Source organism: Janthinobacterium sp. NKUCC06_STL (assembly GCF_019345455.1).
GTDB lineage: Bacteria > Pseudomonadota > Gammaproteobacteria > Burkholderiales > Burkholderiaceae_D > Janthinobacterium > Janthinobacterium rivuli.
On the sequence record NZ_JAHKQY010000012.1, the window covers coordinates 46,240 to 72,062 of the forward strand.

The following is a 25,823-nucleotide window of genomic DNA, read 5'->3' on the forward strand; positions in this document are numbered from 1 at the left end:
GGTTCACCATAGACGGTAAGGCACGTTGTTCAGGCCGGTCTTGTTGGAAGTCGAGTACACATCGTAGACATCGTCGCCCTCGCGCGGTTCGGCCGCTTCGCTGGCGTAGCTGCGCTTGCCCCACGTTTGCGCATCGCTCAGGCCAGCATCCGCATTGAACGGGTCGCGCGGCACGCGGCGCAGGAAAAACAGCTTGCTGCGCTTCGGGTTGCGCTGGTCCGGCACGCCCTCGACCAGCAATTCCAGGCTTTTCGGATAACCGCTGGCGTCGGGCGCGCGCAGGACGCGGCCCTCGTCGCCGGCCCGTTTATAGGCATCGAGCCCCTGGCGGATCTCGCGCAGCGCGCGCCGCAGCTCCTGCTCCTGGCGCCGCTGCACCGTCACCTGCGTGACGGGGATCACCAGGGTGGCCAGCACGCCCAGGATGGCCAGGGTCACCAGCAGCTCGATCAGGGTGAAGCCGCCTTGCCCGCCTTGCGCATGCGCCAGTCTCATTTGGCGGTAGGCGGCGCCACCGGCACCGGCTGGCTGGACGAGAACGGCAAAGGCGCCGCCTGCAGCGGCACGGGCTGGCCAGCCGGTATCGGCAAGGGAGAGGCGGCAGGCTCGGGCGACGGCGCCACGTCCGGCGCCGGCACGCTCTGCGGCAAGGCCGCTGGCACCTGGCCGGACGCCATCATCGGCTGCGCCGGCGCCGGCTGCATGCCGACGGCCGACTGGCCGGAACGCACGATCACCGTGCCCGGCATCTGCGTGGGCGCCTTGGCCGCCATGTCGGGCCGGCGGCGGAAGCTGCCCTCGGTGCCAGCGGAAAACTCCGACTCCTTCGCTTCCGGACGCTGCACCGTGCGCACCAGGTGCGGCGTGATCGACAGCACGATTTCCGTCTTCTGGCTATCGTCCTTGCTGCTGCCGAACAGCCGTCCCAGCACGGGGATGTCGCCCAGGCCCGGCACCTTGTTGCCCGAGCTGCGCTCTTCATTGTTGATCAGGCCCGCCAGGACCTGGTTTTCGCCATCCTTCAATTGCAGCATGGTCGACGCCTGGCGCGTGCCAATCTGGTACAGGGTCGAGCCACTGCGGGTGGTGGTGGCCGCCCCCAGGTTGCTCACTTCCAGCGAAATGCGGATGCCCACTTCATTGTTCAAATAGATGGTCGGCTCGGCGTTCACCGTCAGGCCCACGTCCAGGTAGCTGACCGACTCGGACGCGAAGCCGCCCGTGCCCGGCGAAATGGTGGTGGTCACCACGGGTACCCTGTCGCCGATGACGAATTTCGCCTTTTCACGGTTGCGCACGCGGATGCGCGGGTTGGCCAGAATGTTCGCGTCACCATCCGTCTTGTTGGCGTTCGCCGTCACGGCCAGGTTGCTCACGCCAATGGTGCGCTGGTTCAGATTATTCAGGTCGTTGATGGTCAGCCCGATTCCGCCCGAGGTGGAAAGCGGCGTCAGGGTCAGGCTCGATGGCCAGGCCACGCCCAGTTCCATCAGGCGGCTGCGCTTGACTTCGAGGATTTCCAGCTCCAGCACCACTTCCGCCTCGGGCACGTCCTGCAGCGCGATCAGGCGCTCGGCCAGGCGGATCGCCTCGGGCGTGTCGCGCACGATGACGAGGTTGAGTTTTTCATCGGCCACCACGTCACGCGTCTTCAAAATGGTCTTGAGCGTGTTGGCCACCTGTTTGGCATCCGCGTTCGCCAGGAAGAAGGTTTTCACCAGCACTTCCTGGTACTCCTTCAATTTCGCCGCCACGTTCGGGTAAATCAGGATCGTGTTCGCATCCATCACCTGCTGCTCCAGCTGGTTCGTCACCAGCAGGAAGTAGACGGCCGATTCCACCGTGCTGTTTTTCAGGAAGATCGAGGTTTTCGCGTCCGCCTTGACGTCCTTGTCGAAGACGAAATTGAGGCCGGAACGGCGCGCGATCAACTCGAACACCTGTTTTAACGGCGCGTCGCGAAACTCGATGGTGATCGGCTGCTTGTACGACCTGGCCAGGCCCGATTCGACGATGGGCGGCGCCGTCTTTTCATCGACTTCGCGCAGCAGCGCGCGCGCGCCGGCGTGGTTCGGCTGCTCCGTCAGAATGGCGTTCAGGCGCTGGCGCGCGGGGTCGTATTGTTTTGCATCAAACGCCGTGCGTGCGTCGGCCAGCAATTTCCCCTGGCGCTGCTCGCGTTCGAGCGCGCGCAAGCCGCTGTTGGCGCGCTCGTTCTGCGCATCGATTTCCAGCACGCTCATGAAAGAAGCGCGCGCCAGCTCGCCCTGCCCCGCCTGCGCCTGGCGCTCGGCCTGCTGCAAACGGCTGCCGGTTGCCCGCTCGCGCGCCTGCAAGTAAGCGCTGCGGTATTGCGCGTTGCCGGGATCCTGCCGCAGCGCTTCCTGCAGCTTTTGCAGGCCGGCCGGCACCTGATCTTGCGCAATCAGCTCGCGCCCGTCGCGGTAGGCTTGCTGCCCGGCGCAGCCGGACAGCAGCACCAGCATTACAGGCAGCAGCGCCGATGAAAAGGAACGAGACATCACTCGGAAACTCCAATGTTGAGCTGCTGAACCTGGTTCAACGGCAGATAAGTGAGCGTCATGACGGGCGGCGCGATCGTCACGACCTTGTAGGCGCCATCGATGACGGTATGGGCGCGCACGATATACATCTTGTCGGCGCGCGACAAAAACACTTCCCAGGCACCATCGGCGGCCGCCTTGCCCAAGTAGACGAAGGGTAGCGGCGGCGCCATCGGCGGTGGCGGCGGCGGTGGCGCGACGGCTACGATTTTCGGCGGTGGCGGATTCCAGTTCTGGCTCTGGAAAACAGCGCCGGCGCCACCAAAGGTCTCGCCCTCCTCGCCCGCCACTTCGCTGCGCGGCAGCAGGGCCAGGATGGCGGGCTGCGCGGTCGGCGGCTTGACTGCCGCATGGCGCGCGGGCGCGACGGCCCGCTCGACCGCCTCGGCCACCTCGGCCACGGGCTGGCGCTCGCCGAACAGCAGCAAGGCGCCCGCGCCCAGCACGCCGGCCAGCATCAGATAATGGCGCGGGGTCATGGCGTTTCTCCCGCATCGCCCGGTGTATCGGTCAGATAAAACGTCAGGCGCAAGCGCGCTTCGAGTTGCGTATCGGCGATCTGCTCGCGGCGAAAACTCAGTTCGTCGAGCGAAGCAAAGGGGACGGCGCGCAGCGCTTGCAGCGCGAACTGCGACACGGCCGCATAACTGCCTTTCAGCGGCAAGCTCACCTGGTATGTCGCGACCCGGCTGGCCTTGTCGTAGCCGCTCTTGTATTCGCCCTGCGCCAGCAGCAAGCCGTTTTTCGCGGCCAGGTCGAACAGCTGCTTGACTTGCTGCTCCGCGTGGCGCTGCTGTCCCATCGCGGCATAAAAGCGCGCCAGATTCTCGCTGGACGTCGCCGGCGGCGCCGCAGCCACCACGGCCAGCGCTGGCTGCGGCAAGGGCCGCGCTTCCAGTTGCGCCGCCAGGGCGCGCTGCTGCCAGGCCCACGCCCAGGCTGCCACGCCCAGCGCGAGCAGGGCCACGGCCAGGCAGGCGGGCGCGCCCAGGCGGCGCAGCAGCAGTTGCGCGTGCAGGCGCACGCTCGCGAGGTCGATGGCCATCATGGCGCACCCCAGCGCGCTTCGAGCTGGAAGCGCAAGGGTTTGTTCGGATCGAGCGCATTGATTTCATGGCGCAGCAGTTGCACGCGCGTGCCGAACAGCTCCTGCTGCTTCAGTTGCGCGATATAGGCCACCATGGCGTCGCTACTGGTCGTCTCGGCCGTGATCTTCAGCACCCGCTTGCGCGCATCCGGCTCCAGCGCCAGCAGCGCGATTGCAGGGGGCGTGGCGCTGGCCAGCGCATCCTGCAGGTCGCGCCACGGCAGATTCAATTGCAGGATGGCCGCATTCACGGCTGCCGCCTGCGCCGGCGCGATCGGTGTCTGCGGTGCGCTCACCGGCCCCTGCGTGGCGGCCAGCACGCGCTGCTGCGCGCGCTGCAACTGCGCCTCGCTTGCCTGCTGGCGCTGCAGCGCGGCGCTGCCGCTGTACGCGGCCGTGACGGCCAGCGCCACGCCCAGCGCGCCGATGCACCACGCCCAGACGGGAACGCGGTGCAGGCTGCGGCGCCAGTTGGGCGGCGCAAAATCGATATCGAGGCGCGTCATGCCACGCCTCCGCTATGCGCCAGCCGGGCCGCCGGCGACAAAACGTCTTCGCCATCCGGCGTGGAAAAAGCCTGGCAATGGAACTCCCTCTCCGGCGTCAGCCAGCCCGCTGGCGGCGCGCCGCATAGCTGCAGCAGCGCCGGTGCGGGCACGCCTTGCAGCAACGCCTCGCGCGCCAGGGTCTGCACCAGCCAGTCCCTGCCAGCGCCAGGCGGCACGGGCAGCGCGCGCACGGCGCGCAGACGGCCCTCGTGCCGCACGCCCAGGGTCAGGACGTGCTCCTGCAGCTGGCCAAACCAGGCGCCCGGCTTCAAGGCCCCGTGCCAGCGGTTCCAGTGGCGCGCAAATTGCGGCGTAATGAAAATCAGGGCCAGCTTGCGTGCGTCGGCCACGCGCGTCAGCTGCGCCAGCAGCGCGCGGGGCACGGCGCAGAAAAACGGCGCGCGCGCATCCCAGGCGCCGCTGCTGCGCCACAGGCCCGGTGCATCGCCATACAGCGACTGGAAGCGCAACGCGGCGGCCGCCTCGATGTCGGCCAGGCGCGCAGCGCCGTGCGGCATGTCCACCTGCCACAGGCGCGCCAGCGCATCGTCGAGCACGACGGACAAAGGCCAGCCCGCGTATTGGCCAACTGGCAGAATCTGTTCCAGCGCCTGGCCCAGGGCGGCGAAGTCGCCATGCGGCGTGTCGTCGGGCGCATACGCGGCTTCGCCCAGCGGCGTCCAGGCGGGTGCGCGCCAGCGGCTGCTGCGCCACAGGCTCACCTTGCTCGCCGCCACGCCCAGGCGCAGGGCTTGTCCAAAACCTCTACGCATGCAGGGTGACCCTCTTGATTTCCGTGATGGTGGTGGCGCCCCGCTTGACCAGTTCCAGCGCTGCCAGGCGCAGGCTGCGCGTGCCGTTCGCATACGCTGCCGCCTTGATCTGGCGGATCGGTTTTTTATCGACGATCAGTTCGCGGATTTCATCGGTCAGCACGAGGATTTCGGCGATCGAGCGGCGTCCCTTGTAGCCCGTGCCGCGGCAGTCGCCACAGCCCTTGCCCTGCTTGAATTGATACTGCGTCACGTCGGCGCGCGCCAGGCCCACGCTGGCCAGTTCCGCATCGTCGGGCGTGTAATCGGTGGCGCAATGGGGGCAGTTGGTGCGGATCAGGCGCTGCGCCCAGATGCCGTTCAGGGCCGAAACAAACGCATACGGGTCGATGCCCATGTGCGTAAAACGGCCGAACACGTCGAAGACATTATTCGCATGCACGGTGGTCAGCACCAAATGGCCCGTGAGGGCCGATTGCACGGCAATTTCCGCCGTTTCGCGGTCGCGGATCTCTCCCACCATGATTTTATCGGGGTCATGCCGCAGGATCGAGCGCAAGCCCTTGGCGAAGGTCAGCCCCTTCTTTTCATTGACAGGGATTTGCAGAATGCCGGGCAGCTGGTATTCGACGGGGTCTTCGATGGTGATGATCTTTTCGCGCCCGTTATGGATTTCCGTCAGCGCCGCGTACAGGGTCGTGGTCTTGCCCGAGCCCGTGGGACCGGTGACGAGCAGCATGCCGTAGGCTTCCTGCGCCAGCGCGCGCAAGGCTTCCAGCGATGGCGCATCAAAACCCAGCGCTTCCAGGGTCAGCGCGCCGTAGGCCTCGATCATGGCGCGCTTGTCGAGGATGCGGATGACGGCGTCCTCGCCATGGATGCTGGGCATGATGGAGACGCGCAAGTCGATTTCGCGCCCGCCCGATTCGACGCGGAAGCTGCCGTCCTGCGGCACGCGGCGCTCGGCGATATCAAGTTCGGCCAGCACTTTCAGGCGCGAGATGATGTGCTCTGCCACTTCGATGCCGTTGACGGACGTGGCATGATCGAGCACGCCGTCGACCCTGTACTTGACGGCCAGGCCGCCGGCCGTGCTTTCCAGGTGGATGTCCGAGGCGCCTGCTTTGAGTGCGTCATACAGGGTCGAGTTGACCAGCTTGACGGCGGGGCTGGCCGCTTCCGACACGCTGGCGAACGACAGCACGGCGGCCGTCTTGCCGTCGCGCCGCGCGTCCGTGGCGGCGCCGGGCAGCAGGCTGTCGACGGCGCGCGCCGATTCTTCCTGCTTCGACAGGTAGGCGCCGATGTCGGCCTGCAGCGCCAGACGGATGCTCAAGGCGCCCTGCCCCGCGCGCGCGCCGAGCCAGGTTTGCAGGTCGAGATCGAACGGGTCGGCGATCACGCCCACCAGCTGGCCGCCGGCGGCGCGCAGCAGCACGCTGTGGCGCGCCAGCGCCTGCGACAGGGGCAGCACATCGAAAGCGGGCGACAATGCCAGCATGTCGGCCGTTTCCAGCACGTCCAGACCGAACGGGCGCGCCAGTGCGCGCACCACGGCGCGCGCCTCGATGCCGCTCAGTTCCTGCAATTCCTCGACCAGGCTGCGCTTCGATTGCCGGCTCAGGATGCGCGCGCGCTGCAGCAGCGCAGGGTCGATGGCCACGGTGGCCACGGCGGGCGCGGATTCGGTTTGCATCATGAAATATCGCCGGCAAGGTCAAAGATGGGCATGTACAGCAGGATCACGATGGCGCCCACGACCAGGCCGATGGCGGCCATCAGCAGCGGCTCGAACGTGCGCGTAAAACGGTCGATCCAGCGGCTGATTTCGCCGTCGTAAAAGGCGGCCGACTGCGTCAGCATGGGGCCCATGTCGCCCGTGCGCTCGCCCACGCGCAGCATGCGCAGGGAAATGGGCGTCGTCAATCGATGCTGCTCAAAGGCCGACGACAGCGGCTGGCCCGCCTCGATGGCGCCGCGCGCCTGCTGCAACGACGCCTGCATGCCCGGCGAGACCATCGCCTGCACGGTGCCAATCGCCTGCACGATGGTGATGCCGCCTTCGGCCAGCATGCCCAGTGTCAGGTACAGGCGCGACAGTTCATAGATGCGCACGCGCTCGCCGATGCCGGGCAGTTTCGCCAGCAGGCGCGCCACGCCGCCATGGCGCAGCACGCGCCGCACGGCCGTGAACAGGACGCTGCCGACCAGCGTCAGCCCGAGCAACAGCAGCACGCCATGCTGCGTGACGAACTGGCCCCAGCTGAGCATCACTTGCGACATCCATGGCAGGTTGCGCCCGGCGCCCTGGTACACCTCGGCAAAACGGGGCACGACATAGCTGATCAGGAAGGCGCTGACGCCGCCGCCCACGGCCAGCAGGATGGCGGGATAGATGGCGGCGCTGACGATTTTACTGCGCACCGTATCGATGCGCTGCTGGTAGTCGATGTAGCGCGACAGCGCACGCGGCAAGTCGCTCGTGCCCTCTGCCGCCTTGACGATGCCGATGTACAAAGGGGGGAACAGTTCCGCTTGTTCTGCCAGCACGGCGGAAAAGCGCTTGCCTTCGCGCAAACCTTCCAGCAGGCGCGTGAGCACGCTGCGCGTGGCCGGCGACGCTTCCTTTTCCAGCAAGGCTTCCAGCCCTTCGACGATGCCCAGGCCCGCGTTCAGCAGCGCCAGCAATTCCTGGCTGAACAGCAGCAGGGGCAGGGCCCGCGCGCGCTGGCGTCCGGCCGCGCTGAACGGCGTGGCCCGCAGCGGGCGGATGGCGCTGACGAACAGGCCGCGCGCCTCGGCCTGGCGGCGCGCGTCGGCTTCGTCGCGCCCGTCGATCACGCACGTCTGCAAGGTAGTTACGGCCTGGTCCGTGGAAAGCGCGCGTACTTCGAACTGCATGATGGCTTGTCCGTAGGAAAAAGAATGCGCTGGCGCTATTGCGAGCTGATGTCGGCGTTCTCGCCGCTGCCGCCCGGCTGGCCATCCTTGCCCATCGAGACGATGTCATATTCGCCCTTGCTGCCGGGCGCGCGGTATTGATAGGCATGGCCCCACGGGTCGAGCGGCACGGCCTTTTTCAGGTAGGGGCCATTCCAGCGTGTACCGGCGGCGGGCGGCGCGGCCAGCAGCGCGGCCAGGCCTTCTTCCGTGGTCGGGTAGCGCCCCACGTCGAGCCGGTAGGTATCGAGCGATTTTTCAAACGCCTCGATCTGCGCCTTGGCCACCGTCACTTCGGATTTGCCCAATTGGGCGAAATATTTGGGGCCGACATAGGCCGCCAGCAAGCCGATGATGACGATGACGACCAGCAATTCGAGCAAGGTAAAGCCGCGCGCATGGCGCGTTGCCGCAAGGTTCTGCCTGTGTGCTGCATGCATCCGGTAACTCCTTCTTGCCTACCTTCAATACATTGCCGCCATGTGCGCCGCGGATGGCCGCGCACAGGCGGCGCGCGCCTGCCTGATGCCTAAGTAACCCCCAATAAATTATTGTAATTTCTGACTTCCATAACCGGCGCTAGGCGGCGTTGCTCACTGCTAGCAGTGCTCGCACTGCGTCGCAGCGAGCGCCTTGCATAGCATCCGGTTCTGTTCGTCATAAATTCACACTAATTTCCCGAGGCTTACTTAGCAGGCTACCATGCCGCTTATGGTTAATACAATCTTTTATTTGTACTGAAAACAACAAAATTCCAAGGGAAACCATCGCGTTTGCACTAACGCAAGTCGCGCGCCACCCGCCCTGCGGCCGGCGTAGAATCGGTGCATGAGCGGCCACGCCGCCTGCCTCGGGAGCTTGCATGTCTGCAATCCGTTTCAGCCTTGCCATCCTGGCCGCCGCCAGCGTGCTGCCTGCCGGCGCAGCGGCGGCGCAGCGCCAACTGTATATTGTGCAACTGAGCATGCAACTGCCCACACCGCCTGACGCGGTACAAAGGGAAGGCCAACGGCAAGCGCAGCGGGAAGCCGACCGGCGCGCCGTGCTGGCGCTGGTGCCCGATGCCACGGTGCAATACCACACGGTGCAATACCAATATACGGCCGCGCTGAACGGCTTTGCCGCCCTGCTGACGCCGGACGAAGTCACGCGCCTGCGCGCCAGCCCGCTCGTGGCGCGGGTGGCGCCTGGCACCGAGGATCAGATCAACGGTGGCGGCACGCACCTGACCGCCACACCCCGGCCGCAGCACTAAACGGCCTCAGGCGGCCAGCAAGCGCAGCGCGATGCCGCGCGACACGGCTTGCGTGCGGTTGCTTACGCCCAATAATTTGTAGATGCGCTGCAAATGGCTTTTCACGGTCCCGCCGCTGATGCCGAGAATTTGCCCCACCTCTTCATTGCTCTTGCCGATGCTGACCCAGTGCAGCACTTCCAGCTCGCGCGCACTGGCCGCGCGCGCCACGCCGGCGAGTGCTGCCTGCGCGCCGTCCGGCAGCGCCAGCCAATGCAGGTGCAGGCAGGGCAGCAGCAATTCCAGCACATAGGCCTGGCGCGCCGGGTCCGTCCGGGGCGCACCGAACAAGGCAAAAAAACTGCCGCCGCCCGCCGCCGCGCTGCCATGTACCAACACGCCATCGAGGATGGCCACGCGCCGCCCGCCTGCGCGCCACGCTTGCGCCAGCCGCGCCACCTGCCCCTGGCGCGGGTCGCTCAGCGCCCGCACCTCGGCCTCGGCGAGCACCGCGCTATGCCAGGCCGCGCTGCGCACCACGCCGCCATCGGCGCTCAGCTGCGCGCAGACGAGCACGGCATGCGGCAGCAGCGCCTGCAGCGGTCCCTGGCTCCACAGGAAAAAATCGCCGGGCACGGCGATGCCATGCGCGCCGAGTATCGCGTGCAGCAAGTATTCCTGTTCCCGCCCCGTCAGCAGCATCAGGCGCACACGGCGGTGTCAAGGGCATCCAGCGCCAGATAGCGGTAGCCGCTGCCGCGCACGGTTTCGATGCGGTGGCCGCAGCCGCCCGGCTGCAAAGCTTGCCGCAAGCGTCCCACGTGGGCGTCGACCGTACGCTCGTCGAGATAGGCGGCATGGCCCCACACCTGGTCCAGCAATTGCGCGCGGCTATGCACCCTGCCTGGATGGTCCATGAGGAAATGCAGCAGCTTGAATTCCACGCGGCCCAGGTTGACTGGCACCTTGCCGGCCGTCACGCGCCGGGTGTGCGGATCGAGGCACAAGGTAGCGGCAGTGGCGGTGCGCAAGACCGATGGCGCGCGGCGGCGCAGCAGCGCGTGCACGCGGGCCAGCATTTCACGGGGGCCGACAGGCTTGCACAGATAATCGTCGGCGCCGCTGTCCAGCGCCAGCACCTTGTCTTGCTCACTGTCGCGGGCGCTGAGCATGATGATGGGCAAGTCGCACAGCACGCCATCCTGGCGCAGCTGGCGCAGCAGCGCGATGCCGGATGCATCCGGCAGATCCCATTCCAGCAACAGCACATCGGGCGGGTCAGCGGCCAGCAGCGCCAGCGCGCCGAGCGCATCCACGGCGCAGCTGACCCGGTAACCGGCCCCCGCCAGGTTATGCGCCAGCAGCGCTTGCATGGCGGGCGCAGGGTCCAGCACCAGGATATGGCCAGGCATCGATGCATCTCCCAAAAAAGTTGGCAGCAGTCCATGAAAAACTAGACTGCCCGACAAGTTTTTGACTATGCATCAAGCGTAAAACAGTGGCCAATACAATTTAGTTTCCTGATTTATAGCTATTACGAATAAATAGACTAGGCGCGTGTGGCAGCTTGACGGCGGCGCAGGGCAAAACCGATCAGCGCCAGGCCGCCCGTCAGCATCATCCATTCCGACGCTTCCGGCACGGCCGAGATCGTCGCGATGCTGGCGTAAGTGCTGCCCGTAATGCTGGCGGGCAAGCTGCCGTTCAGCGGCGTCAGTTCGAATTGCACGAGGTTGCCATTTGCATTGCCCAGGTAAGTGGTGCCGGTGTAGTCGAGCAAGCCTACGCCAAACGTCGTGCCCGCGTTGCCGGCCGTGTTCAGGAAGTCGCCGCCGAAGACGACGTTGAAACCGAACTTGCCGCCCAGGGTCACGTTGTGGAACCAGTCGTTGTAGGCGCCGCTGTTACCAAAGGTCAAGGTGCCGGGCACGCTGCCGCTGACGTTGCCTTCCAGCGATTCCAGCGCGCCAAACGCGCCCGAAAAATTGCTCAGCACGGCGCTGGCGCCCGGCGCCGGGCTGTTGCCGGCGATAAAGGCGAAGTCGAGGAAGCCGGCGCCCGAGAACTGGCTCGTGTCGATTTCCACGCGATAGCCGAGCGGGTCCGCCAGTGCCACGCTGGAGCTGGCGGCCAGTATGGCGGCCAGCATGGCGCGGCGCAGGGTCAGATTAAGTGTCGTTGTCAACATGATGGTGTCCTTAGAAGTTGCCGGCATAGATGCTGGCCGAGTAATTGATCGTCACTTTCGACGGATTGCTGAAACTGACGGCAAACGAGGCCGTCGCGCCCGGCGCCAGGCTGGCCGCGTTGACGGTGACGTAGGCGGCGCCCGCATGGCTGCCCGTGGCATTGGCCAGGGTCACGCCGGCAGGCAAGCCGCCAAACACCACCTGGAACGGACCGTTGAGCGTGCTCGTGCCCGTATTGGTGAACGAGAACGTGCCCGTGTATTTTTGCGTCGCGCGGTTGTACGCCAGGCCCGAGCTCGCTTGCGCCACGCCGGCCGTGATGTCGCGGTAGGCAGGCTGCAGGTCCAGGCTGATGACGACGGGATCGTGGTCCGAAGCGCGGTAGGGCAAGCCGTCGTACAAGTCTTGCGGCTTGGCCGAGTCGATGTTGTAGTCGATCACTTCCGGCTCGTCCGCATTCACATGCCATTCGGCCACGCCGGCCACTTGCGGGCTCAGCGACGCACTGGCCAGTGCATGGTCGAGGTAGCCGCTCTGGCCGCCGAATACGTACGAATACGGCATGCCGGACGGCCGCACAAAACGTTCGAGTTCGTTGACGAAACCGGCGCCCGTGATGGCCTGGATCGGGTCTTCCGCGCCATACGAATTCAAGTCGCCGATGACCAGCACGTCCGCGTCGCCGGCAGCGGCCGCCACCTGCGGCACGAAGCTGCCCACCAAACGCTGGGCTTGCTGCACGCGGGTGGCGTTCCAGCAACTCTGGCTATCGTTCTGGTCCGCGTCCAGCCCGCTCGACGGGCAGCTGCCCTTCGATTTCAGGTGGTTGACGATCAGCGAGAATTTTTCGCCATTGCTTGCAAGGAAAGTTTGCGCCATCGGCGGACGGTTGTTGATGGCGTTGGCGTCCGACAAGGCGCCGCCCACCAGGCCCAGCTTGGCAGGCTTGTAGATCATCGCTACGCGGATGGCGTCCGTACCCGTGGCGGCCGGTTTCGGCACGACGGCATACGTGACGCCGCCGATGGCCGCGTTGAGCTGCTCAACCAGGTAAGTGACGGCGATTTCGCCATTGTTCTGGATTTCCATCAAACCCACCACGTCCGCATCGATGGCTTTCAGTTCGGCGACGATCTTGTCACGCTGGCGCTCGAACTCGGCCAGGTTGTCGGCGCCACGGCAATTGCTCTTGGTGGTCGACGCGCCCACGGTACAGCCCTGCCCCGTTTGCCCAAAGATATTGTTGCCATTCGTAAAGGTCGTAAAGAAATTGAGCACGTTGGCGCTGGCCACCTTGACGTTGCCGGATGGCAGTTCCGGGCTGCCCGTGCGCGGATTGTCGCGCGAGAATTGCGGCGTCTGCGTCGGCTGCAATTTGTAGGCGGCGCCGCCACCGCCGATGGCGCCGAAATCCACCACGCCCGTCAGGTCGGCCAGCGTATCGCCGCTGCGCACGGTATTGTCCTGGCCGATGTACGGAATGGTCGCCGGCGCCACGAAAATACCATCATCGAGCACGATCAGGTTGTGCGCATTGGCGGCGATCAAGGCTAGCGCCTCGGCGGAACCGGCCGGATGGCGATTGGTCGGCACTTCGCGCCGTCCCGCCGACAGGCTCAGCTCGCCGCGCGCGCCCAAGTAGGCGTTTTGCGACACGGTCAACGGTTGCGCAAAGCGCACCAGCATGCCTTCCACGGCGGCCAGGTTTTCGTTCGGCAGCATCACATTCGCCGGCACGATGCTGTGGCCGGCGCTTTGCGTGAGGATGGCCGTCACGTCCTTGAATTCCGTATAGGAATTTTTCGCGCCCGAGGGCGTGTATTCGACCACCGTGCCCGTCACGCGCACCAGCTCGCCCGGCTGCACGGTGGTCGCCGTCGCGCCCGTGTACACGAAGATACCGTCCGACGTCGATGGGTCGCCATCACCGGCCGCATCCTGGATGAAGAAGCCGGTGCCCACTTTCAGGGTCACCACGCCTTGCGTCGTTTGCACGGAGTTGGCGTAGGGGCTGCTGGCAGTGCTGCCCTGGATTTGCGGAATCGTGTGGCTGACGGCGGCCAGGCCTTGCACGGCGACATCGATCTTGCAGCTGGCGCTTTGCAGCTGGTCATTGCTGAAGCTGACGATGACGGGATAATTGCCCACTGGCACGCCAGCGGCCACCAGCAGATTCACGCTGGCGCTCTCGCCCGCCACGCCGGCCGCGCTGAAATTGGCCAGGCTGATGCCGGCCACGGCGGGCGAGCTCAAGGTGGCGGCATTCACGACGCCATCGACGTCGGACGCGCGCAGCACGGCGTTGCCGCCATTGCCCACGGCCAGGGCCAGGCTGGCCGGGCAGCTGGTAATGATCTGGTGCACGACGGGGCCGCCGCACACATTCAGCGGTGACGCCGTATTGCGCGGCGTCACGCTGCCGGTGGCAAAATCCACGCTGTTATCGTCCGTGTCGCCGCAGCCGCCATTCGCGCGCAGGATAGACAAGGTATTCGATGGTGCTTGTGCCACGGCCCCTTCAAAGCCGTTGGCCGTGCCGAAGCCGACCAGGTCGATGACGGCCGCGCCCGTGGGGCTGGCGCCCGTTTGCACCGTCTTGCCATTGCTCAGCAATACCTTGCCTGCCGTGCCGGACATGGCCAGGCTGCCTGTGGCGTCCGGCGTGGGCAAGTCTTGCGTGCCGCCCGTGCCCTTGGCTTGCTGGACCAGCAAATACTGGCCAGCTTGCAAATCGATAGCCGGCAAGGCCGTCACGGACCAGCTCGTGCCTGCGGCGGACGCGTATTGCACGCTCCAGTTGCTCAGGTTGACGGGGCTGGCGCCACGATTGAACAGCTCGATGAAATCGTTGCGGTACACGGCGCCCGTGTTGCCGCCGCCCCCATACACCTGGCTGATGACGATGTCGGAGGCGGCCAGGGCAGGCAGCGACAGGCTGGCCAGCACGGCGGCCATGACCGTCAGGCGCAGCGGTTTGCCCAGGGACAGGGGTGAAACGGACACGGCGGCAAGGTGGGAAGTCATGGTTTTCCTGGTCAGTAAAATGACAACGAACTTATGATTTGCATACGAATGTACATACTAAACAGGCTGCATGACGAGTTGATGACATTTCATTAAGCTGAACGGAGTAACGCGCAGCCAGGAGCACGGCTGGCGGCCGCATGTCATCAGTATCCTTTCAACAACGCCATGCCTTGCAAAGCAATCCCGGCCGTTACACGTCCGCACAATATGATATAATTCAAACAAATAAGTTTAGTTCCTGACAATCAATTGAACGGCAACACCAGACCCAGTAGTGCAGGCCCCACCCATGCCTGACCTTGAAACGCACTCCCCACCTTGCTCGCAACGCTAGCCTGGACGGGAGCGGCAACAATCGCATGTGGACACACGCGCCGAGCGGCGCACCCTTCCATGCTTTTTGAGAGATCGATCATGCCAACACCAATTTTTACGCCAGCCTCTTCCCGTCCCTTGCTGCTGGCCGCGGCCTTGATGTTCTTCGGCGCCAGCGTCCAGGCGCAAACAGCCGCGCCTGCGCAAAAGAATGAAAAGAATTGCCAGGCCAGCACGCAGTCGGCGAATGGCAATACGAAAGATGCCAACCTCGACGGCACCTACAGCGCTTGCAGCCTGTCCAACGGCTTCATCGGCGCAGGCACGCGCACCAACGACGGCACGAACAAGACGCCGGAATTTGACGGCATCGCGTCCGGCCAGGAATTCCGCAATTCGTCATCGGCCGAGAATAATCACCGCCTGGCCGCGCGCCAGTTGCCTGACGGTGCCGGTGCCGGCGAACCGCGCAAGGTGCGTGCCAGCAGCGACCGCGACTTCAGCTTTACCACGCGCGACTTCGTCGCTTCCGAAGAAAACCGCCCCTTCGATGACGCAGCCGGCTACCGTGGCCCGGGCCGTTCGTACCAGGGCCGCAGCGGCGACACCCAGGCACCATTGATCGTTTCGTCGTCGCTGGGTGAAAACTTGCCCACAGGCAGCAACGGTGTCGGCGGCGGCGGTTCGGGTGGCGGCTTCACGGGCGGCAGCATCCTCCCCGTGACACCGGAAATCCCGGCCGTGCCGGAACCGGAAACCTATGCCATGCTGCTGGCCGGACTGGGCCTCGTCGCCCTGGCGCGCCGCCGCAAGAGCAAATAACGTTGCACATTGCAGCATAAAAAAAGGCCCGCGAGGGCCTTTTTTATTATCTGGAAGAATCAGGTATCAACGCCGGAAGCCCGCATACGGGGCGGCCAGCGGGTCGCCGATGAACAGGCCCTGGGCCGGCCACAGCACGCTGCCCCAGTACGCTTCCAGCGCCGTGCTGCCGGACAGGTAGCGGCGCAGCAGCACCGTCGGATTGGGAAACTTCTGCCAATAGCTGCACGGTTCGCTGACGGTGCCATAGCTGGCCGTCGCGCCCGCCTCCAGCCAGCGCTGGCTGCTCATCTGGCTATTGCCCTGCAAGTCGCCGCCAAACGAGGTCAAATGGTCGGCCAGGGCGCCGGGCAGGAAACGCAGGGTTTCCAGCTTGGCCACCTTGGCCTGCCCCGTCTGGTACACCATGATGTCTTGCACCCCTTCCAGGCTGTCCGCCTTGAGGTTCTTGACGGTCAGCTTGCGCTGGCGCACGACGCCGGCAGGCGGAAAGAAACTGGCCCGGCTGTTGCGCGCCGCGTCGCTGGTGGTCAGATAATACGCGCTGGCGGCCGGCACGGAAAAGCCGCTGACGGCGCCCCGGTCCACCACGGCCTTGGCCTCTTCCACGAAATCGATGGGCAGCAGCATCGACAGCCGCAAGCCCAGCTGCGTGTAAGGCTGCGCCACCTCGCTGTTGAAATACGCGCTGGGCTTGCCGGGATCGCACGTTTTCGCGCATTGATCCGCGTCATAGCCCAGGGTAAAAGCGGCCGTGATGGCATTGCATTCGACGGCATACGGCGCGCTCCACACCATCAGCACGGCCTGGATCTCGGGTTTCAGCTGCGCATTGATGCGTTCCTTCAACTGCGCGAACTGGTCGATGCTGAGCTTGCGGGGGCGGTTGGGAATGTTGACGTGCGCCACATTGGCGGCCGGAATGCCGTGCGCCTTGCGGTAATACTCGCCCACTTCGATACTGTTGGGCTCGGCGTCGTTGATGACGATGGCCAGCTGCGACGCCTGCAATCCAGGCGGGACCGCAGGTGGGACAGGTGCGACAGGCTCGGCATGGGCGGCGGCGGCCAGCGCCAGCGAAAGACAAAGGAAGTTGCGCAAGGGTCGGTGCACCGGTAAGGGAGGGATCGGAGGCAGGCGGCCAAGGGCGCGGCTGCCCTCCGATTATAGCGCCATCAGGCGCGCTGGTAGACATCCTCCAGGCGCACGATGTCGTCTTCGCCCAGGTAGCTGCCCGACTGTACTTCGATCAGGTGCAAGGGCAGCTTGCCCGGATTTTCCAGCCGGTGCGTCATGCCGATGGGGATGTAGGTCGATTCGTTTTCCGTCAGTAAAGTCACCTTCTCGCCGCACGTCACTTGCGCCGTGCCGCTGACCACCACCCAGTGTTCGGCGCGGTGATGGTGCATCTGCAGCGACAACTTGCCGCCCGGATTGACCGTGATGCGCTTGACCTGGAAGCGCTCGCCGATATCGATGCCTTCATAACTGCCCCACGGGCGGTACACCTTGCGGTGCTGCACGTGTTCACTGCGTCCCGCCTGCTTCAAGTGGTCGACCACCTGTTTCACGCGCTGCACCTGGTCCTTGTGCGCCACGAGGATGGCGTCGTCCGTTTCCACCACGATCAAGTCCTGCACGCCCAGCACGGCCACCATGCGGCGTTCGGCGCGCACCAGGCAATTGCTCACGCCGTCGAGGTACACGTCGCCGCGCACCACGTTGCCGTTGGCGTCCCCAGCTTGCACTTCCCACAGGGCCGACCATGATCCCACATCGCTCCAGCCGATGGCGGCCGGCAGCACCACCGCATGCGCCGTATGCTCCATCACGGCATAGTCGATCGAATCGGACGGGCAGGCGGCGAAGGCCTGCTCTTCCAGGCGGCAGAAATCGAGGTCGCGGTAGCCGTCGCGCACGGCCGTTTCGCAGGCGGCCAGCATGGCGGGCTGGAATTGCCCCAGCTCGCCCAGATAGCGTTCGGCGCGGAACATGAACATGCCGCTGTTCCAGGAATAATTACCGGCGGCAAGGAACGATTGCGCCGTGGCCAGGTCCGGCTTTTCCACGAAACGCTCGACCTTGCAGCCCACGGCGCCCGGACTGACGGGCGCGCCGCTGCGGATGTAGCCATAGCCCGTTTCCGGCGCCGTCGGCACGATGCCGAAGGTGGCCAGCGCGCCATCGGCCGCCAGCAGCGCCGCCTCGGCGATGGCCTGGTGAAACGCAGCCACGTCGGTGATGACATGGTCGGCCGGCAAGACCAGCATCAGCGCCTGCGGGTCGATGGCCAGCAGGTATTGCGCGGCCACGGCCACAGCCGGCGCCGTGTTGCGCCCCACGGGTTCAAGCAAAATGCCCAGCGGCGGCAAGCCGATTTCGCGCAATTGCTCGGCCACCATGAAGCGGTGTTCATTGCCGCACACCACCAGCGGCGGCATGACCTCGAAACCGGCCAGTCCGCTATCGCCGGCACGGCGGTTGGGCAGGCTGGTGACGCGCAGCGCCGTTTCCTGCAGCATGGTCTTGTCCGTTACCAGCGGCAATAGTTGCTTGGGCAGCACGGCGCGCGACAGCGGCCATAAACGGGTGCCCGAACCGCCGGACAGGATGACTGGGTAAATTTTCATGGTTTCACTTCACAAACGGTTTATTGGGCAGCATTATTGGGCAGCATTATTGGGCAGCATACAGGGCCGGCGGCGTTTCGTCGCGGCGCAGGCTGCGCCGGTCGCGCGCATTGCCCCAGGCATCTTTCTCATAGTCGGAGACATGGCGCATCTGGCCGGCACGGTCGACACTATAATCCTTGAAGACGATCATTTCATCAAGCCGCACGCCAGGCAGCACGCGCGTGTACTCGAACAGCACGCTGCGCACCACTTCGGCGCCGCCGCAGACATGGCTGCCATGGCCGATCCAGGCCGGCCCGATGATGGTCGTGCCCGCCTCGATGCGGCAGCCCGAGCCGATGTAGACGGGGCCTTCGATGCGTGTGCCGCCGCTCCAGTCGATGCTGGTGTTCAGGCCGGCCCACACGCCATCGGCGATCTGGGTGCCCGGCACGTGCAACTGAGCCACTTTTCCCATCAGCACGCTTTGCAGCACTTCCCAGTAATCCTTGATGCTGCCGATATCGATCCAGTTGTACTGGCGCTTTTGCGCATAGAAGGGCAAGCCTTGCGCGACCAGCAAGGGAAACAGTTGCGAACCGATATCAAAGGGCTGGCCGGCGGGAATCAGGTCCAGCACGGCCGGCTCGATAATATAGATGCCGGTACTGACGCAATTGGACTGCGCATCGGCCTGCGCCGGCTTTTCCTGGAAGGCGCGGATGCGCCCGTCTTCGTCGCTGACCACCACGCCATAACTCGATACCTTGTCCCAAGGCACTTCCAGGGTGATGACGGACGCCAGCGCGCCCTTGCTGCGGTGCTCGCGCAGGGCCGCTTCCAGGTCGAGGTCGATCAAGGCGTCGCCGCACAGCACGATCGTCGTGTCGTCGAAAAAGCCGCCGAACTCCTGGATCTTCTTCATGCCGCCGGCCGAACCGAGCGGTTGCGGCACGACCTCGCCCGCATCGTTCGTATAGCCTTCGAACGAGTAGCCGATGCGCACGCCGAACTGGTGGCCTTCGCCGAAATACTCCTCGATCTTTTCATGCAGGTAGCTGACGTTGACCATGATGTCGGTCACGCCATGCTGCGCCAGGTGTTCCACCAGGTAAGCCATCACGGGCTTGCCCAGGATGGGGATCATCGGCTTGGGCAAATCATAGGTCAGCGGCTGCACGCGCGTACCCTTGCCTGCCGCCAGTATCATTGCTTTCATCGTCACAGCTCCATCAGGGTTGGGGATGGCGGTCCAGGCAGCGCACTTCAGCGGCCATCCTTGCTCAAGGTCACGGGAACGGCGGGCGCGGCGGCGGGAAACAGGCGCGCATACGCGGCCAGCAGCTTGGGCGCTTCATACTCCCACTCCAGCTCGTTGATCACGCGATGGCGGCCGAACGCGCCCATCTGCTCGCGGCGGGCCGGGTCGTCGAGCAATTCGACGATCTTGCGCGCCATGTCGATGGGATCGTTCTTCAAGGCATACAAGGATGCCTGCTGCGCCGACACCTTGCCCTCGACCAGATCAAACTGCACGATCGGTTTACCCAGCGCCATGTATTCCATGATCTTGTTCATGGTCGACTTGTCGTTCATGTCGTTGGCCACGTCCGGATTCACGCACACGTCGGAGGTGTTGAGCATTTCCAGCAATTGCTGGTCCGGCACGCGCCCCGTAAACGTCACGTAGTCGGCGATGCCCATGTCCTGCGCCATCTGCTTCATCTGTTCCAGCGAGGTGCCGCCACCGACCAGGCCGAAGTGCACATCCTCGCGCTTGAGGGTCTGCACGATGTATTGCGCCGCCTGCAGCAGCAGATCGATGCCTTCCTGTGCCCCCATCACGCCCACGTAGCCGACCAGGTAAGTGCGGCCCTTCTTGAGTTCCGGCACGGGCGGCAGCACGCGCAGGCGGTCCAGCTTGGGTCCGCTGCGCACCACGTAGACATCCTCGGGCCGCATGCCGCCACGCTCGATGGCGATCTTTTTGTACGACTCGTTGGTGGCGATCGACACGTCGGCGCTCTGGAACGACCAGCGCTCGAACAGCACCATCAGCTTGTAAAAGAAATCGCGCCGGCCGAACTTGGCTTCGTACAGCTCCGGATTGATGTCATGGTGGTCGAACAGGAAACGCTTGCCCATCGTCAACTTGAAGAAGCCGCCGATGAGAAACAGCAAATCCGGCGGATTGCAGGCGTGGATGACGTCGAAGCCGCGCGCGAAATGCACTTTCCACGCCAGGCGGAAGGTGTGGAACAGCGCCAGTGTATATTCGACCAGGTATCCCTTGGCTCCTTCCGCTTCCAGCGGCAGGTTGTAGCGGTAGATATGGATGCCGTCGATGGCTTCGTAGCGCGACTCGTAGCCCTTGCCCGTCGGGCAGATGATCGACACTTCGTAGCCATTCGCATGCAGGGTGGTCGCTTCCTGCCACACGCGCCGGTCGAACGGCGACGGCAGGTTTTCCACCAGGATCAGCACACGCCGCGGCTGGCCTGCCACGGTGTTACCAGCAGATGCCGTCATATTGCTCTCCACTTTGTTCTTTGCTGATGCGCACCAGATCGACGATGTGCTGGTGCGGCTGCAAGCTGGCAGGCACCGTCTTGAATTCGGCCGCGCCGTTGCCGATGACGATGGTGTCGGCAAAATCGAGCACATCCTGCATGTTGTCCACCATCAGCTTGGAAATGTGCGGGATCATGTTCAGGATGTAATCCTGGTTGGCGCCCGTCAAGGCGGCCAGGTTGACGTTCTTGTCGTACAGCTTCAGCTCGTAGCCCTTGCCCAGCAGGTATTCGATGACGTCGACCAGCGGCGACTCGCGCAAGTCATCCGTGCCGGCCTTGAACGAGAAGCCCAGGATGCCCACCTTGCGCGCGCCCTTGTCGACGATCATCTTGATGCCTTTTTCCACTTGCTTCTGGTTCGATGGCAGGATGGAGTTAAGCAGCGGCAAATCGAGGTCCAGGCTGCGCGCCTTGTAGGTCAGCGCGCGCACGTCTTTCGGCAGGCACGAGCCGCCGAAGGCAAAGCCCGGCTTCATGTAGTACGGCGACAGGTTCAGTTTGGTGTCCTGGCAGAAAATCTCCATCACCGTGTGGCCATCGATGCCGACGGCCTTGCAGATGTTGCCGATCTCGTTCGCGAACGCCACCTTGACGGCGTGCCAGGTGTTGTCCGTGTACTTGACCATCTCGGCCGTCTCGACATCCGTGCGCACCAGCGGCGCATCCATCTTTTCATACAGCTGCACCAGCAGCGCGCCCGCCTTTTCATCGGATTCGCCAATCACCGTCTTCGGCGGATTGTAGTAATCGTAGACGGCCGTGCCTTCGCGCAGGAATTCCGGGTTGTTGCACACGCCAAAGTCGACGCCGGCCACCTTGCCCGAGGCCGCTTCCAGGGTCGGAATGACGAGCGAGCGCATGGAGCCGGGCAGCATGGTCGAGCGTGCCACGACGACGTGGAAAGTATCCTTTTCACGGATGGCGGCGCCGATTTCCTGGCACACCTTGCGCACGTGGCTCAGGTCCAGGTTGCCATTGAGCTGCGAGGGCGTGCCCACGCAGATGAGCGACATGTCCGAGCCGAAGACGGCGTCGCGCACGTCGAAGGTGGCGCGCAAGTGCCCGCTTTTCACGGTGGCGTCGATCATCTCGCCGATGTCTTTTTCAATGATGGGCGTGGTGCCCTGGTTGATCAGTTCCACCTTGGTCCTGTTCGGATCGACGCCGATAACTTCGTGTCCATCCGTTGCCAGGCAACCAGCCGAGACGGCACCCACATAACCCAAACCAAATATGCTAATTTTCATGTTTTCCTCGTATTTTCTGACAGATCAGGGGTAGCCAAACTCAGGTGAAACTCCGTGCGCAAGGTGGCCGCGCCTTGCAGCCGCCCGCGCCAGACCAACACAGGCGCAGCCTGTTTTTCATCGAAGCGGTGCGAGATCCAGCCCAGGGGCGGATCGTCGCTGCCGCACACCAGTTGCACGGAAGCCTCCTGCAACGGCGGCAAATGCATGTCCAGCGCGAAGGCGTCGCCCGCCACGCGCACTACCTGGCCATCCAGCCGCACGCGGCAGCGGGGATCGAAGTGCCAGAACAGCTCCACCTCGTGCGCGCCCTGGCATGCGAGCACGTCATCGACGACGATCCGCGCGGCGCCAGGTGCCACGCGCACGTCGCGCCGGTGCAGCACGGCATCTTTCAAGCCCAGATAGCCGTCATGGCTGGCGCTCCAGAATTGCCCATCGGCATCGTCACGCCACGCCAGGCACTGTGCCCTGGCCTTGCGCAGCCACAGGAAGTTGCCACCGGACTCGGACTGGTCGCGGCCATCGATGCGCACGGTGTTGTGCGCGCTGGTGCCGCGGAAATAATCGCGCCACTGTTTTTGCGTATGGTAGGCATAGGTGCCCGGATCGACCAGCACCATCTGGCCCGCCACGGACAAGGTCAGCGACAGCGCATCGGCGTGGCCGTGCGCGGCGATGCCCAGGTAGCCCAGCGGGCCGGCATCGGCGATCAGGCGCACTTCACGGGGCGTGCCGAAGCCGGCGCCCATCACGTAATAGCCGCCATCGGGGAAGGCGCGCGGCAAGGTATCGGGCGCGGCGTCCGGCAAGGCGTCAAACGCCTGGCTCCCCGCCGCGCCCAGCAGCCACGCGCTTTTCTCGTCGAAAGTGCGCGCCCTGGCCTTGAAGTCGGCGCGCCCGAACAGGGCCGCGCCGCTGGCCAGCAGCGAGGTGTAGGGATTGGCGTCCGGCGCCTTGTCCCAGTGCGCCAGCAGCGCGTCGTCGGCGTCGCCGATCATCGGCACTTCGCCCGCCACATTCGTCATGGCGGCGATAAATTCCAGCATGGCTTCCAGGCGCCGCAAAAAAGCGTCCGAGCGCGGCCGGCCATTCGCGCGGCCCGCCAGCACGCACAGCAGCATTTCGTCGGCCACCGTGTGCTGATAATAAATGGCTTGCTCGCGGTTCACGCCATCCGGGCCATTCTGTTTCAGCGCCTGCGCTTCCAGCTCGCGTTCCGTCTGCGCCAGCCAGCCGGCGCTTTCCGGCCAGCACGGCCATGTGAGCGCGGCGATATGCAAGCCCGTCAATTCGCCAAACAGGTGGTTGTTGGCCGACGAGTGGCGCGAAAAGTGTCCCGCGATGAAATGGCAATGCTGGTAGATGCTGTCGAGCCAGCGCTGCAGGAAGGCTTGCCCTTGCGCGCCCTGGAACAAGGGGCTGTTGATGCCACCGAGCAAGTGCCACGCATGCGACCAGCTGACCAGGCGCAAGGCCAGTTCCAGCGCGCTGCTCCAGTTCGGCCCCAGCGGATACGGGCATTGCTGCCACCACGATTCGAGCAGAGCTTGCGCGCCGAGCGCATGGCGCAGGTCGCCGCCGAGGCGGTAGGCCATCGCCAGGTCGGCCACGGCCAAGTGGCGGTTCGGTTCCCACAGGCATTTGATATCGCCCACCACGGTTTCATCGCGGTAATTGAGCGTCTTGCCAAAATCCAGCGGCGCCACGGTGCCCGTCTTCGGATCGCGGTTCCATTGCGGCGGGAAACCCAGGTCCACATCGCGCTGAGCGAACACGTCGAAGCGGCCCGCCAGGATGCGTTCGGCCGCCGCCAGGTGCGGCGCGGCATCGATGGGCAAACCCAGCCACGGCGCGCCGAAACGCTGGCGCGCGGCCGGCGGCGGCACAGTCGCCAGGCCATAGCCGCGCGCCTGCAGCCGCTGCTGCACGGCATCGCGCACGCGGTGCGCCACCTCGGGCGCCCCCATGGTGCGCAAGCGGTTCAGTTTCCAGGACAAGTTGCTCAGCATGGACGTCTCACAGATACTGGCGGTGCCAGATTTCCAGGGTGAGCAAACTCCACAGCAGCTTCTCGTGGTTTTGCCGCCCGGTCACGTGCTCGGCCAGCACCTGCTGCAGGGCTTGCGCATGGTAATAGTGGCGCGTGCGCGACTCGGCGCCCGTCAAGTGTTGGTACAGGTAATCTTTCATGGGGCCACGGAACCATTCATTGACGGGCACGCGGAAGCCCACTTTCGGCCGCGACAGGATATTTTCCGGCAACAACTGCTTCATGGCTTCGCGCAAGATCCACTTGGTGCTGCGGCCGCGCACGCGGTACTCGTCCGGCAGGCTCGACACATACGCGGCCAGTTCGTGGTCCATGAAGGGCATGCGCGCTTCCAGCGAGGCGGCCATGGTCATGCGGTCGCCCCGCTCGAGCAGGTTGTCGGGCAGCCAGCTCAACTGGTCGAAGCACAGGATGCGGCGCAAGGCGCTGTTGCCGGCGCTGCCGCAGCCCAGCGATGGATCGCGCTGGCGCGACGGCGCCGGCATGGCCACCAGGCGCGCGCGTTCCTGGTCGGACATCATGCCGAACCAGCGCGGCATGCGTTCGTCGAACGCTTCCAGGCCCAGGTTGACGATGGCCGTCTTGGCGCGGCGGAAACGGTAGGGCAAGGCGCCGATGGCCGGCTCGATCACGCCGCGGCGCAGCAAGCCCGGCAGCATCTGGTAATGGCCCGCATAGCGCTCGTACACGTGTTTCGGGTAGCCGCCGAGGATTTCATCGGAGCCCTCGCCCGTCAATACCATCTTGACCGTCTTGCGCGATTCTTTTGCCAGCAGGTAGATGGGAATGTCGGATGGTTCGGCCACGGGGGCGTCGCGGAAGCGCACGAGGTCGGGCAGCAAGGCGATGACTTGGTCGACGGACACTTCCAGTTCATGGTGTTCCGTGGAAAATTGCCGCGCGATATCGGCCGCATACGCCAGCTCGCTGAATCCGCCCTCCTTGAAACCGACGGAAAAAGTTTTCACGGGCACGCCCGCATGGCGCGACATCAGCGCCACGATGGCCGACGAGTCGATGCCGCCGGACAGGAAGGCGCCGAAGGGCACGTCGGAAATCATGCGGATGCGCACCGATTCATCGAGCTTGTCGAGGAAAGTGGCGACGGGGTCGGCCGGCAACGGGGCCGTCAGGCGGGGCCGGCTGTCGGGCGGCGTGTAATACACGCGCTCGCGCAGCACACCGTTTTCCCACGTGGCCGTGGAACCGGGCGCCAGCTTGCGGATGCCCTGGAACAAGGTGGCCGGGCCCGGCACGTAGCGGTAGGCGAAATAATCCCAGATGGCGGCCTCGTCCGCTTGCGGCGCCACGTCCGGCAAGGCCAGCAGCGCCTTGATTTCCGAGCCGAAAGCCAGCTTGCCCTCGTGCTGCCACAGGAACAGGGGTTTCTTGCCGAACGGGTCGCGCGCCATGAACAGGCAATTCTTGCGCGCATCCCAGATGGCGAACGCAAACATGCCCCGGAAATGCTGCACGCACTCTTCGCCCCATTGCACGTAGGCATGCACGATGGTTTCCGTATCCGATGCCGTGCGGAAATGGTGGCCCAGGGCGATCAGCTCCTCGCGCAGGGGCTGGAAATTGTAGATTTCGCCGTTGAAGATGATTTGCACGTCGCCCGTCTCATTGCCCAGCGGCTGGTGGCCCGTGGCGATATCGATGATGGACAGGCGGCGGTGCAGCAAGCCCACCTGCCAGGCGCCGTCGGCCGTGGCCGCCTGGAGCACGCCCGTGTCATCGGGACCGCGGTGGGCGATGGCGCGCCCCATGGCGTCGAGCGCGGCAGGCAGGCCGGCAACGGACGAGGGGAAGATCAAACCGGCAATACCGCACATATAG

Annotated in this window: 22 protein-coding genes; 2 read left to right on the forward strand and 20 right to left on the reverse strand. The window is 64.8% G+C overall.

The genetic code is table 11. The features are described 5' to 3' along the window. Nucleotides 1-3: 3 nt before the first annotated feature. Genes KO539_RS26330 through gspG form a run of 9 tightly spaced genes read right to left on the reverse strand, consistent with a single transcriptional unit; the run spans nucleotide 4 to nucleotide 8,352 of the window. Nucleotides 4-495 (reverse strand): type II secretion system protein, encoded by a 492-nt coding sequence (locus KO539_RS26330; protein WP_219312994.1) that lies wholly within the window; start codon nucleotides 493-495, stop codon nucleotides 4-6. Continuing rightward, nucleotides 492-2,522 (reverse strand): secretin N-terminal domain-containing protein, encoded by a 2,031-nt coding sequence (locus tag KO539_RS26335; protein ID WP_219313161.1) that lies wholly within the window; start codon nucleotides 2,520-2,522, stop codon nucleotides 492-494. The genes KO539_RS26330 and KO539_RS26335 overlap by 4 nt, the downstream gene beginning before the upstream one ends. Further along, complete coding sequence (locus tag KO539_RS26340; RefSeq protein WP_219312996.1) at nucleotides 2,522-3,043, reverse strand: hypothetical protein; 522 nt, start codon at nucleotides 3,041-3,043, stop codon at nucleotides 2,522-2,524. The genes KO539_RS26335 and KO539_RS26340 overlap by 1 nt, the downstream gene beginning before the upstream one ends. Continuing rightward, entirely contained in the window at nucleotides 3,040-3,612 is a 573-nt protein-coding gene (locus tag KO539_RS26345; protein WP_219312998.1) for a hypothetical protein, read from the reverse strand. The genes KO539_RS26340 and KO539_RS26345 overlap by 4 nt, the downstream gene beginning before the upstream one ends. Further along, nucleotides 3,609-4,157: a hypothetical protein gene (locus tag KO539_RS26350; protein ID WP_219313000.1), complete on the reverse strand. Its 549-nt coding sequence runs from the start codon at nucleotides 4,155-4,157 to the stop codon at nucleotides 3,609-3,611. The genes KO539_RS26345 and KO539_RS26350 overlap by 4 nt, the downstream gene beginning before the upstream one ends. After that, nucleotides 4,154-4,972 (reverse strand): hypothetical protein, encoded by an 819-nt coding sequence (locus tag KO539_RS26355; protein WP_219313002.1) that lies wholly within the window; start codon nucleotides 4,970-4,972, stop codon nucleotides 4,154-4,156. Before KO539_RS26355 ends, KO539_RS26350 begins: the two co-directional genes overlap by 4 nt. Beyond that, a complete protein-coding gene (locus KO539_RS26360) occupies nucleotides 4,965-6,668 on the reverse strand; it encodes a GspE/PulE family protein (RefSeq protein WP_219313162.1) in 1,704 nt (567 codons plus the stop codon). Before KO539_RS26360 ends, KO539_RS26355 begins: the two co-directional genes overlap by 8 nt. After that, nucleotides 6,668-7,873 carry a type II secretion system F family protein gene (locus KO539_RS26365; protein WP_219313003.1) on the reverse strand — a complete coding sequence of 402 codons (1,206 nt, stop codon included), beginning with the start codon at nucleotides 7,871-7,873 and terminating at the stop codon, nucleotides 6,668-6,670. Before KO539_RS26365 ends, KO539_RS26360 begins: the two co-directional genes overlap by 1 nt. A gap of 35 nt (nucleotides 7,874-7,908) precedes the next feature. Then, nucleotides 7,909-8,352: a type II secretion system major pseudopilin GspG gene (gene gspG, locus KO539_RS26370; RefSeq protein ID WP_034782166.1), complete on the reverse strand. Its 444-nt coding sequence runs from the start codon at nucleotides 8,350-8,352 to the stop codon at nucleotides 7,909-7,911. Between the two features lie 422 nt (nucleotides 8,353-8,774). Here gspG and KO539_RS26375 point away from each other — a divergent pair, with 422 nt between their 5' ends. Then, the gene (locus KO539_RS26375; RefSeq protein WP_219313005.1) at nucleotides 8,775-9,167 is read left to right on the forward strand and encodes a protease inhibitor I9 family protein; all 393 of its coding nucleotides are present in this window, start codon (nucleotides 8,775-8,777) and stop codon (nucleotides 9,165-9,167) included. Between the two features lie 6 nt (nucleotides 9,168-9,173). Here KO539_RS26375 and KO539_RS26380 read toward each other — a convergent pair whose 3' ends face one another. The 4 genes from KO539_RS26380 to KO539_RS26395 all read right to left on the reverse strand — a co-directional run bounded on the left by KO539_RS26380 (nucleotide 9,174) and on the right by KO539_RS26395 (nucleotide 14,359). Beyond that, nucleotides 9,174-9,848 (reverse strand): LuxR C-terminal-related transcriptional regulator, encoded by a 675-nt coding sequence (locus tag KO539_RS26380; protein WP_219313164.1) that lies wholly within the window; start codon nucleotides 9,846-9,848, stop codon nucleotides 9,174-9,176. Beyond that, entirely contained in the window at nucleotides 9,848-10,558 is a 711-nt protein-coding gene (locus tag KO539_RS26385; protein WP_219313007.1) for a winged helix-turn-helix domain-containing protein, read from the reverse strand. The genes KO539_RS26380 and KO539_RS26385 overlap by 1 nt, the downstream gene beginning before the upstream one ends. A 137-nt stretch (nucleotides 10,559-10,695) precedes the next feature. Then, nucleotides 10,696-11,334 (reverse strand): NF038129 family PEP-CTERM protein, encoded by a 639-nt coding sequence (locus KO539_RS26390; protein WP_219313009.1) that lies wholly within the window; start codon nucleotides 11,332-11,334, stop codon nucleotides 10,696-10,698. A 10-nt stretch (nucleotides 11,335-11,344) separates the two neighbouring features. Continuing rightward, complete coding sequence (locus KO539_RS26395) at nucleotides 11,345-14,359, reverse strand: ExeM/NucH family extracellular endonuclease (RefSeq protein ID WP_219313011.1); 3,015 nt, start codon at nucleotides 14,357-14,359, stop codon at nucleotides 11,345-11,347. Between the two features lie 417 nt (nucleotides 14,360-14,776). Here KO539_RS26395 and KO539_RS30435 point away from each other — a divergent pair, with 417 nt between their 5' ends. Further along, on the forward strand, nucleotides 14,777-15,499 hold the full coding sequence (locus KO539_RS30435; protein ID WP_257626494.1) for a PEP-CTERM sorting domain-containing protein: 723 nt from the start codon (nucleotides 14,777-14,779) through the stop codon (nucleotides 15,497-15,499). Between the two features lie 66 nt (nucleotides 15,500-15,565). Here the strand turns inward: KO539_RS30435 and KO539_RS26405 are convergent, their stop codons facing one another. The 7 genes from KO539_RS26405 to asnB all read right to left on the reverse strand — a co-directional run bounded on the left by KO539_RS26405 (nucleotide 15,566) and on the right by asnB (nucleotide 25,819). Continuing rightward, nucleotides 15,566-16,600 carry a TIGR03790 family protein gene (locus KO539_RS26405; protein ID WP_219313013.1) on the reverse strand — a complete coding sequence of 345 codons (1,035 nt, stop codon included), beginning with the start codon at nucleotides 16,598-16,600 and terminating at the stop codon, nucleotides 15,566-15,568. A 74-nt stretch (nucleotides 16,601-16,674) separates the two neighbouring features. Beyond that, nucleotides 16,675-18,129: a mannose-1-phosphate guanylyltransferase/mannose-6-phosphate isomerase gene (locus KO539_RS26410; protein ID WP_219313015.1), complete on the reverse strand. Its 1,455-nt coding sequence runs from the start codon at nucleotides 18,127-18,129 to the stop codon at nucleotides 16,675-16,677. Nucleotides 18,130-18,175: 46 nt separating this feature from the next. After that, a complete protein-coding gene (locus KO539_RS26415) occupies nucleotides 18,176-19,330 on the reverse strand; it encodes a sugar phosphate nucleotidyltransferase (protein ID WP_219313017.1) in 1,155 nt (384 codons plus the stop codon). Nucleotides 19,331-19,377: 47 nt separating this feature from the next. After that, nucleotides 19,378-20,640 (reverse strand): glycosyltransferase family 4 protein, encoded by a 1,263-nt coding sequence (locus tag KO539_RS26420; protein ID WP_219313019.1) that lies wholly within the window; start codon nucleotides 20,638-20,640, stop codon nucleotides 19,378-19,380. Further along, nucleotides 20,621-21,931: a nucleotide sugar dehydrogenase gene (locus tag KO539_RS26425; protein ID WP_219313022.1), complete on the reverse strand. Its 1,311-nt coding sequence runs from the start codon at nucleotides 21,929-21,931 to the stop codon at nucleotides 20,621-20,623. The genes KO539_RS26420 and KO539_RS26425 overlap by 20 nt, the downstream gene beginning before the upstream one ends. Beyond that, nucleotides 21,928-23,943, reverse strand: coding sequence for an alginate lyase family protein (locus tag KO539_RS26430; protein WP_257626495.1), 2,016 nt, complete (start codon nucleotides 23,941-23,943; stop codon nucleotides 21,928-21,930). Before KO539_RS26430 ends, KO539_RS26425 begins: the two co-directional genes overlap by 4 nt. 7 nt (nucleotides 23,944-23,950) lie before the next feature. Further along, a complete protein-coding gene (gene asnB / locus KO539_RS26435) occupies nucleotides 23,951-25,819 on the reverse strand; it encodes an asparagine synthase (glutamine-hydrolyzing) (RefSeq protein WP_219313024.1) in 1,869 nt (622 codons plus the stop codon). Nucleotides 25,820-25,823 lie beyond the last annotated feature (4 nt).

Coding starts and splice junctions, on each gene's coding strand:
- KO539_RS26415 (WP_219313017.1), bottom strand. CDS start 19,330: ATGAAAGCAATGATACTGGCGGCAGGCAAGGGTACGCGCGTGCAGCCG.
- asnB (WP_219313024.1), bottom strand. CDS start 25,819: ATGTGCGGTATTGCCGGTTTGATCTTCCCCTCGTCCGTTGCCGGCCTG.
- KO539_RS26395 (WP_219313011.1), bottom strand. CDS start 14,359: ATGACTTCCCACCTTGCCGCCGTGTCCGTTTCACCCCTGTCCCTGGGC.
- KO539_RS26365 (WP_219313003.1), bottom strand. CDS start 7,873: ATGCAGTTCGAAGTACGCGCGCTTTCCACGGACCAGGCCGTAACTACC.
- KO539_RS26335 (WP_219313161.1), bottom strand. CDS start 2,522: ATGTCTCGTTCCTTTTCATCGGCGCTGCTGCCTGTAATGCTGGTGCTG.
- KO539_RS26430 (WP_257626495.1), bottom strand. CDS start 23,943: ATGCTGAGCAACTTGTCCTGGAAACTGAACCGCTTGCGCACCATGGGG.
- KO539_RS26350 (WP_219313000.1), bottom strand. CDS start 4,157: ATGACGCGCCTCGATATCGATTTTGCGCCGCCCAACTGGCGCCGCAGC.
- gspG (WP_034782166.1), bottom strand. CDS start 8,352: ATGCATGCAGCACACAGGCAGAACCTTGCGGCAACGCGCCATGCGCGC.
- KO539_RS26330 (WP_219312994.1), bottom strand. CDS start 495: ATGAGACTGGCGCATGCGCAAGGCGGGCAAGGCGGCTTCACCCTGATC.
- KO539_RS26390 (WP_219313009.1), bottom strand. CDS start 11,334: ATGTTGACAACGACACTTAATCTGACCCTGCGCCGCGCCATGCTGGCC.
- KO539_RS30435 (WP_257626494.1), top strand. CDS start 14,777: ATGCCAACACCAATTTTTACGCCAGCCTCTTCCCGTCCCTTGCTGCTG.
- KO539_RS26360 (WP_219313162.1), bottom strand. CDS start 6,668: ATGCAAACCGAATCCGCGCCCGCCGTGGCCACCGTGGCCATCGACCCT.
- KO539_RS26410 (WP_219313015.1), bottom strand. CDS start 18,129: ATGAAAATTTACCCAGTCATCCTGTCCGGCGGTTCGGGCACCCGTTTA.
- KO539_RS26425 (WP_219313022.1), bottom strand. CDS start 21,931: ATGAAAATTAGCATATTTGGTTTGGGTTATGTGGGTGCCGTCTCGGCT.
- KO539_RS26375 (WP_219313005.1), top strand. CDS start 8,775: ATGTCTGCAATCCGTTTCAGCCTTGCCATCCTGGCCGCCGCCAGCGTG.
- KO539_RS26420 (WP_219313019.1), bottom strand. CDS start 20,640: ATGACGGCATCTGCTGGTAACACCGTGGCAGGCCAGCCGCGGCGTGTG.
- KO539_RS26340 (WP_219312996.1), bottom strand. CDS start 3,043: ATGACCCCGCGCCATTATCTGATGCTGGCCGGCGTGCTGGGCGCGGGC.
- KO539_RS26355 (WP_219313002.1), bottom strand. CDS start 4,972: ATGCGTAGAGGTTTTGGACAAGCCCTGCGCCTGGGCGTGGCGGCGAGC.
- KO539_RS26380 (WP_219313164.1), bottom strand. CDS start 9,848: ATGCTGCTGACGGGGCGGGAACAGGAATACTTGCTGCACGCGATACTC.
- KO539_RS26345 (WP_219312998.1), bottom strand. CDS start 3,612: ATGATGGCCATCGACCTCGCGAGCGTGCGCCTGCACGCGCAACTGCTG.
- KO539_RS26385 (WP_219313007.1), bottom strand. CDS start 10,558: ATGCCTGGCCATATCCTGGTGCTGGACCCTGCGCCCGCCATGCAAGCG.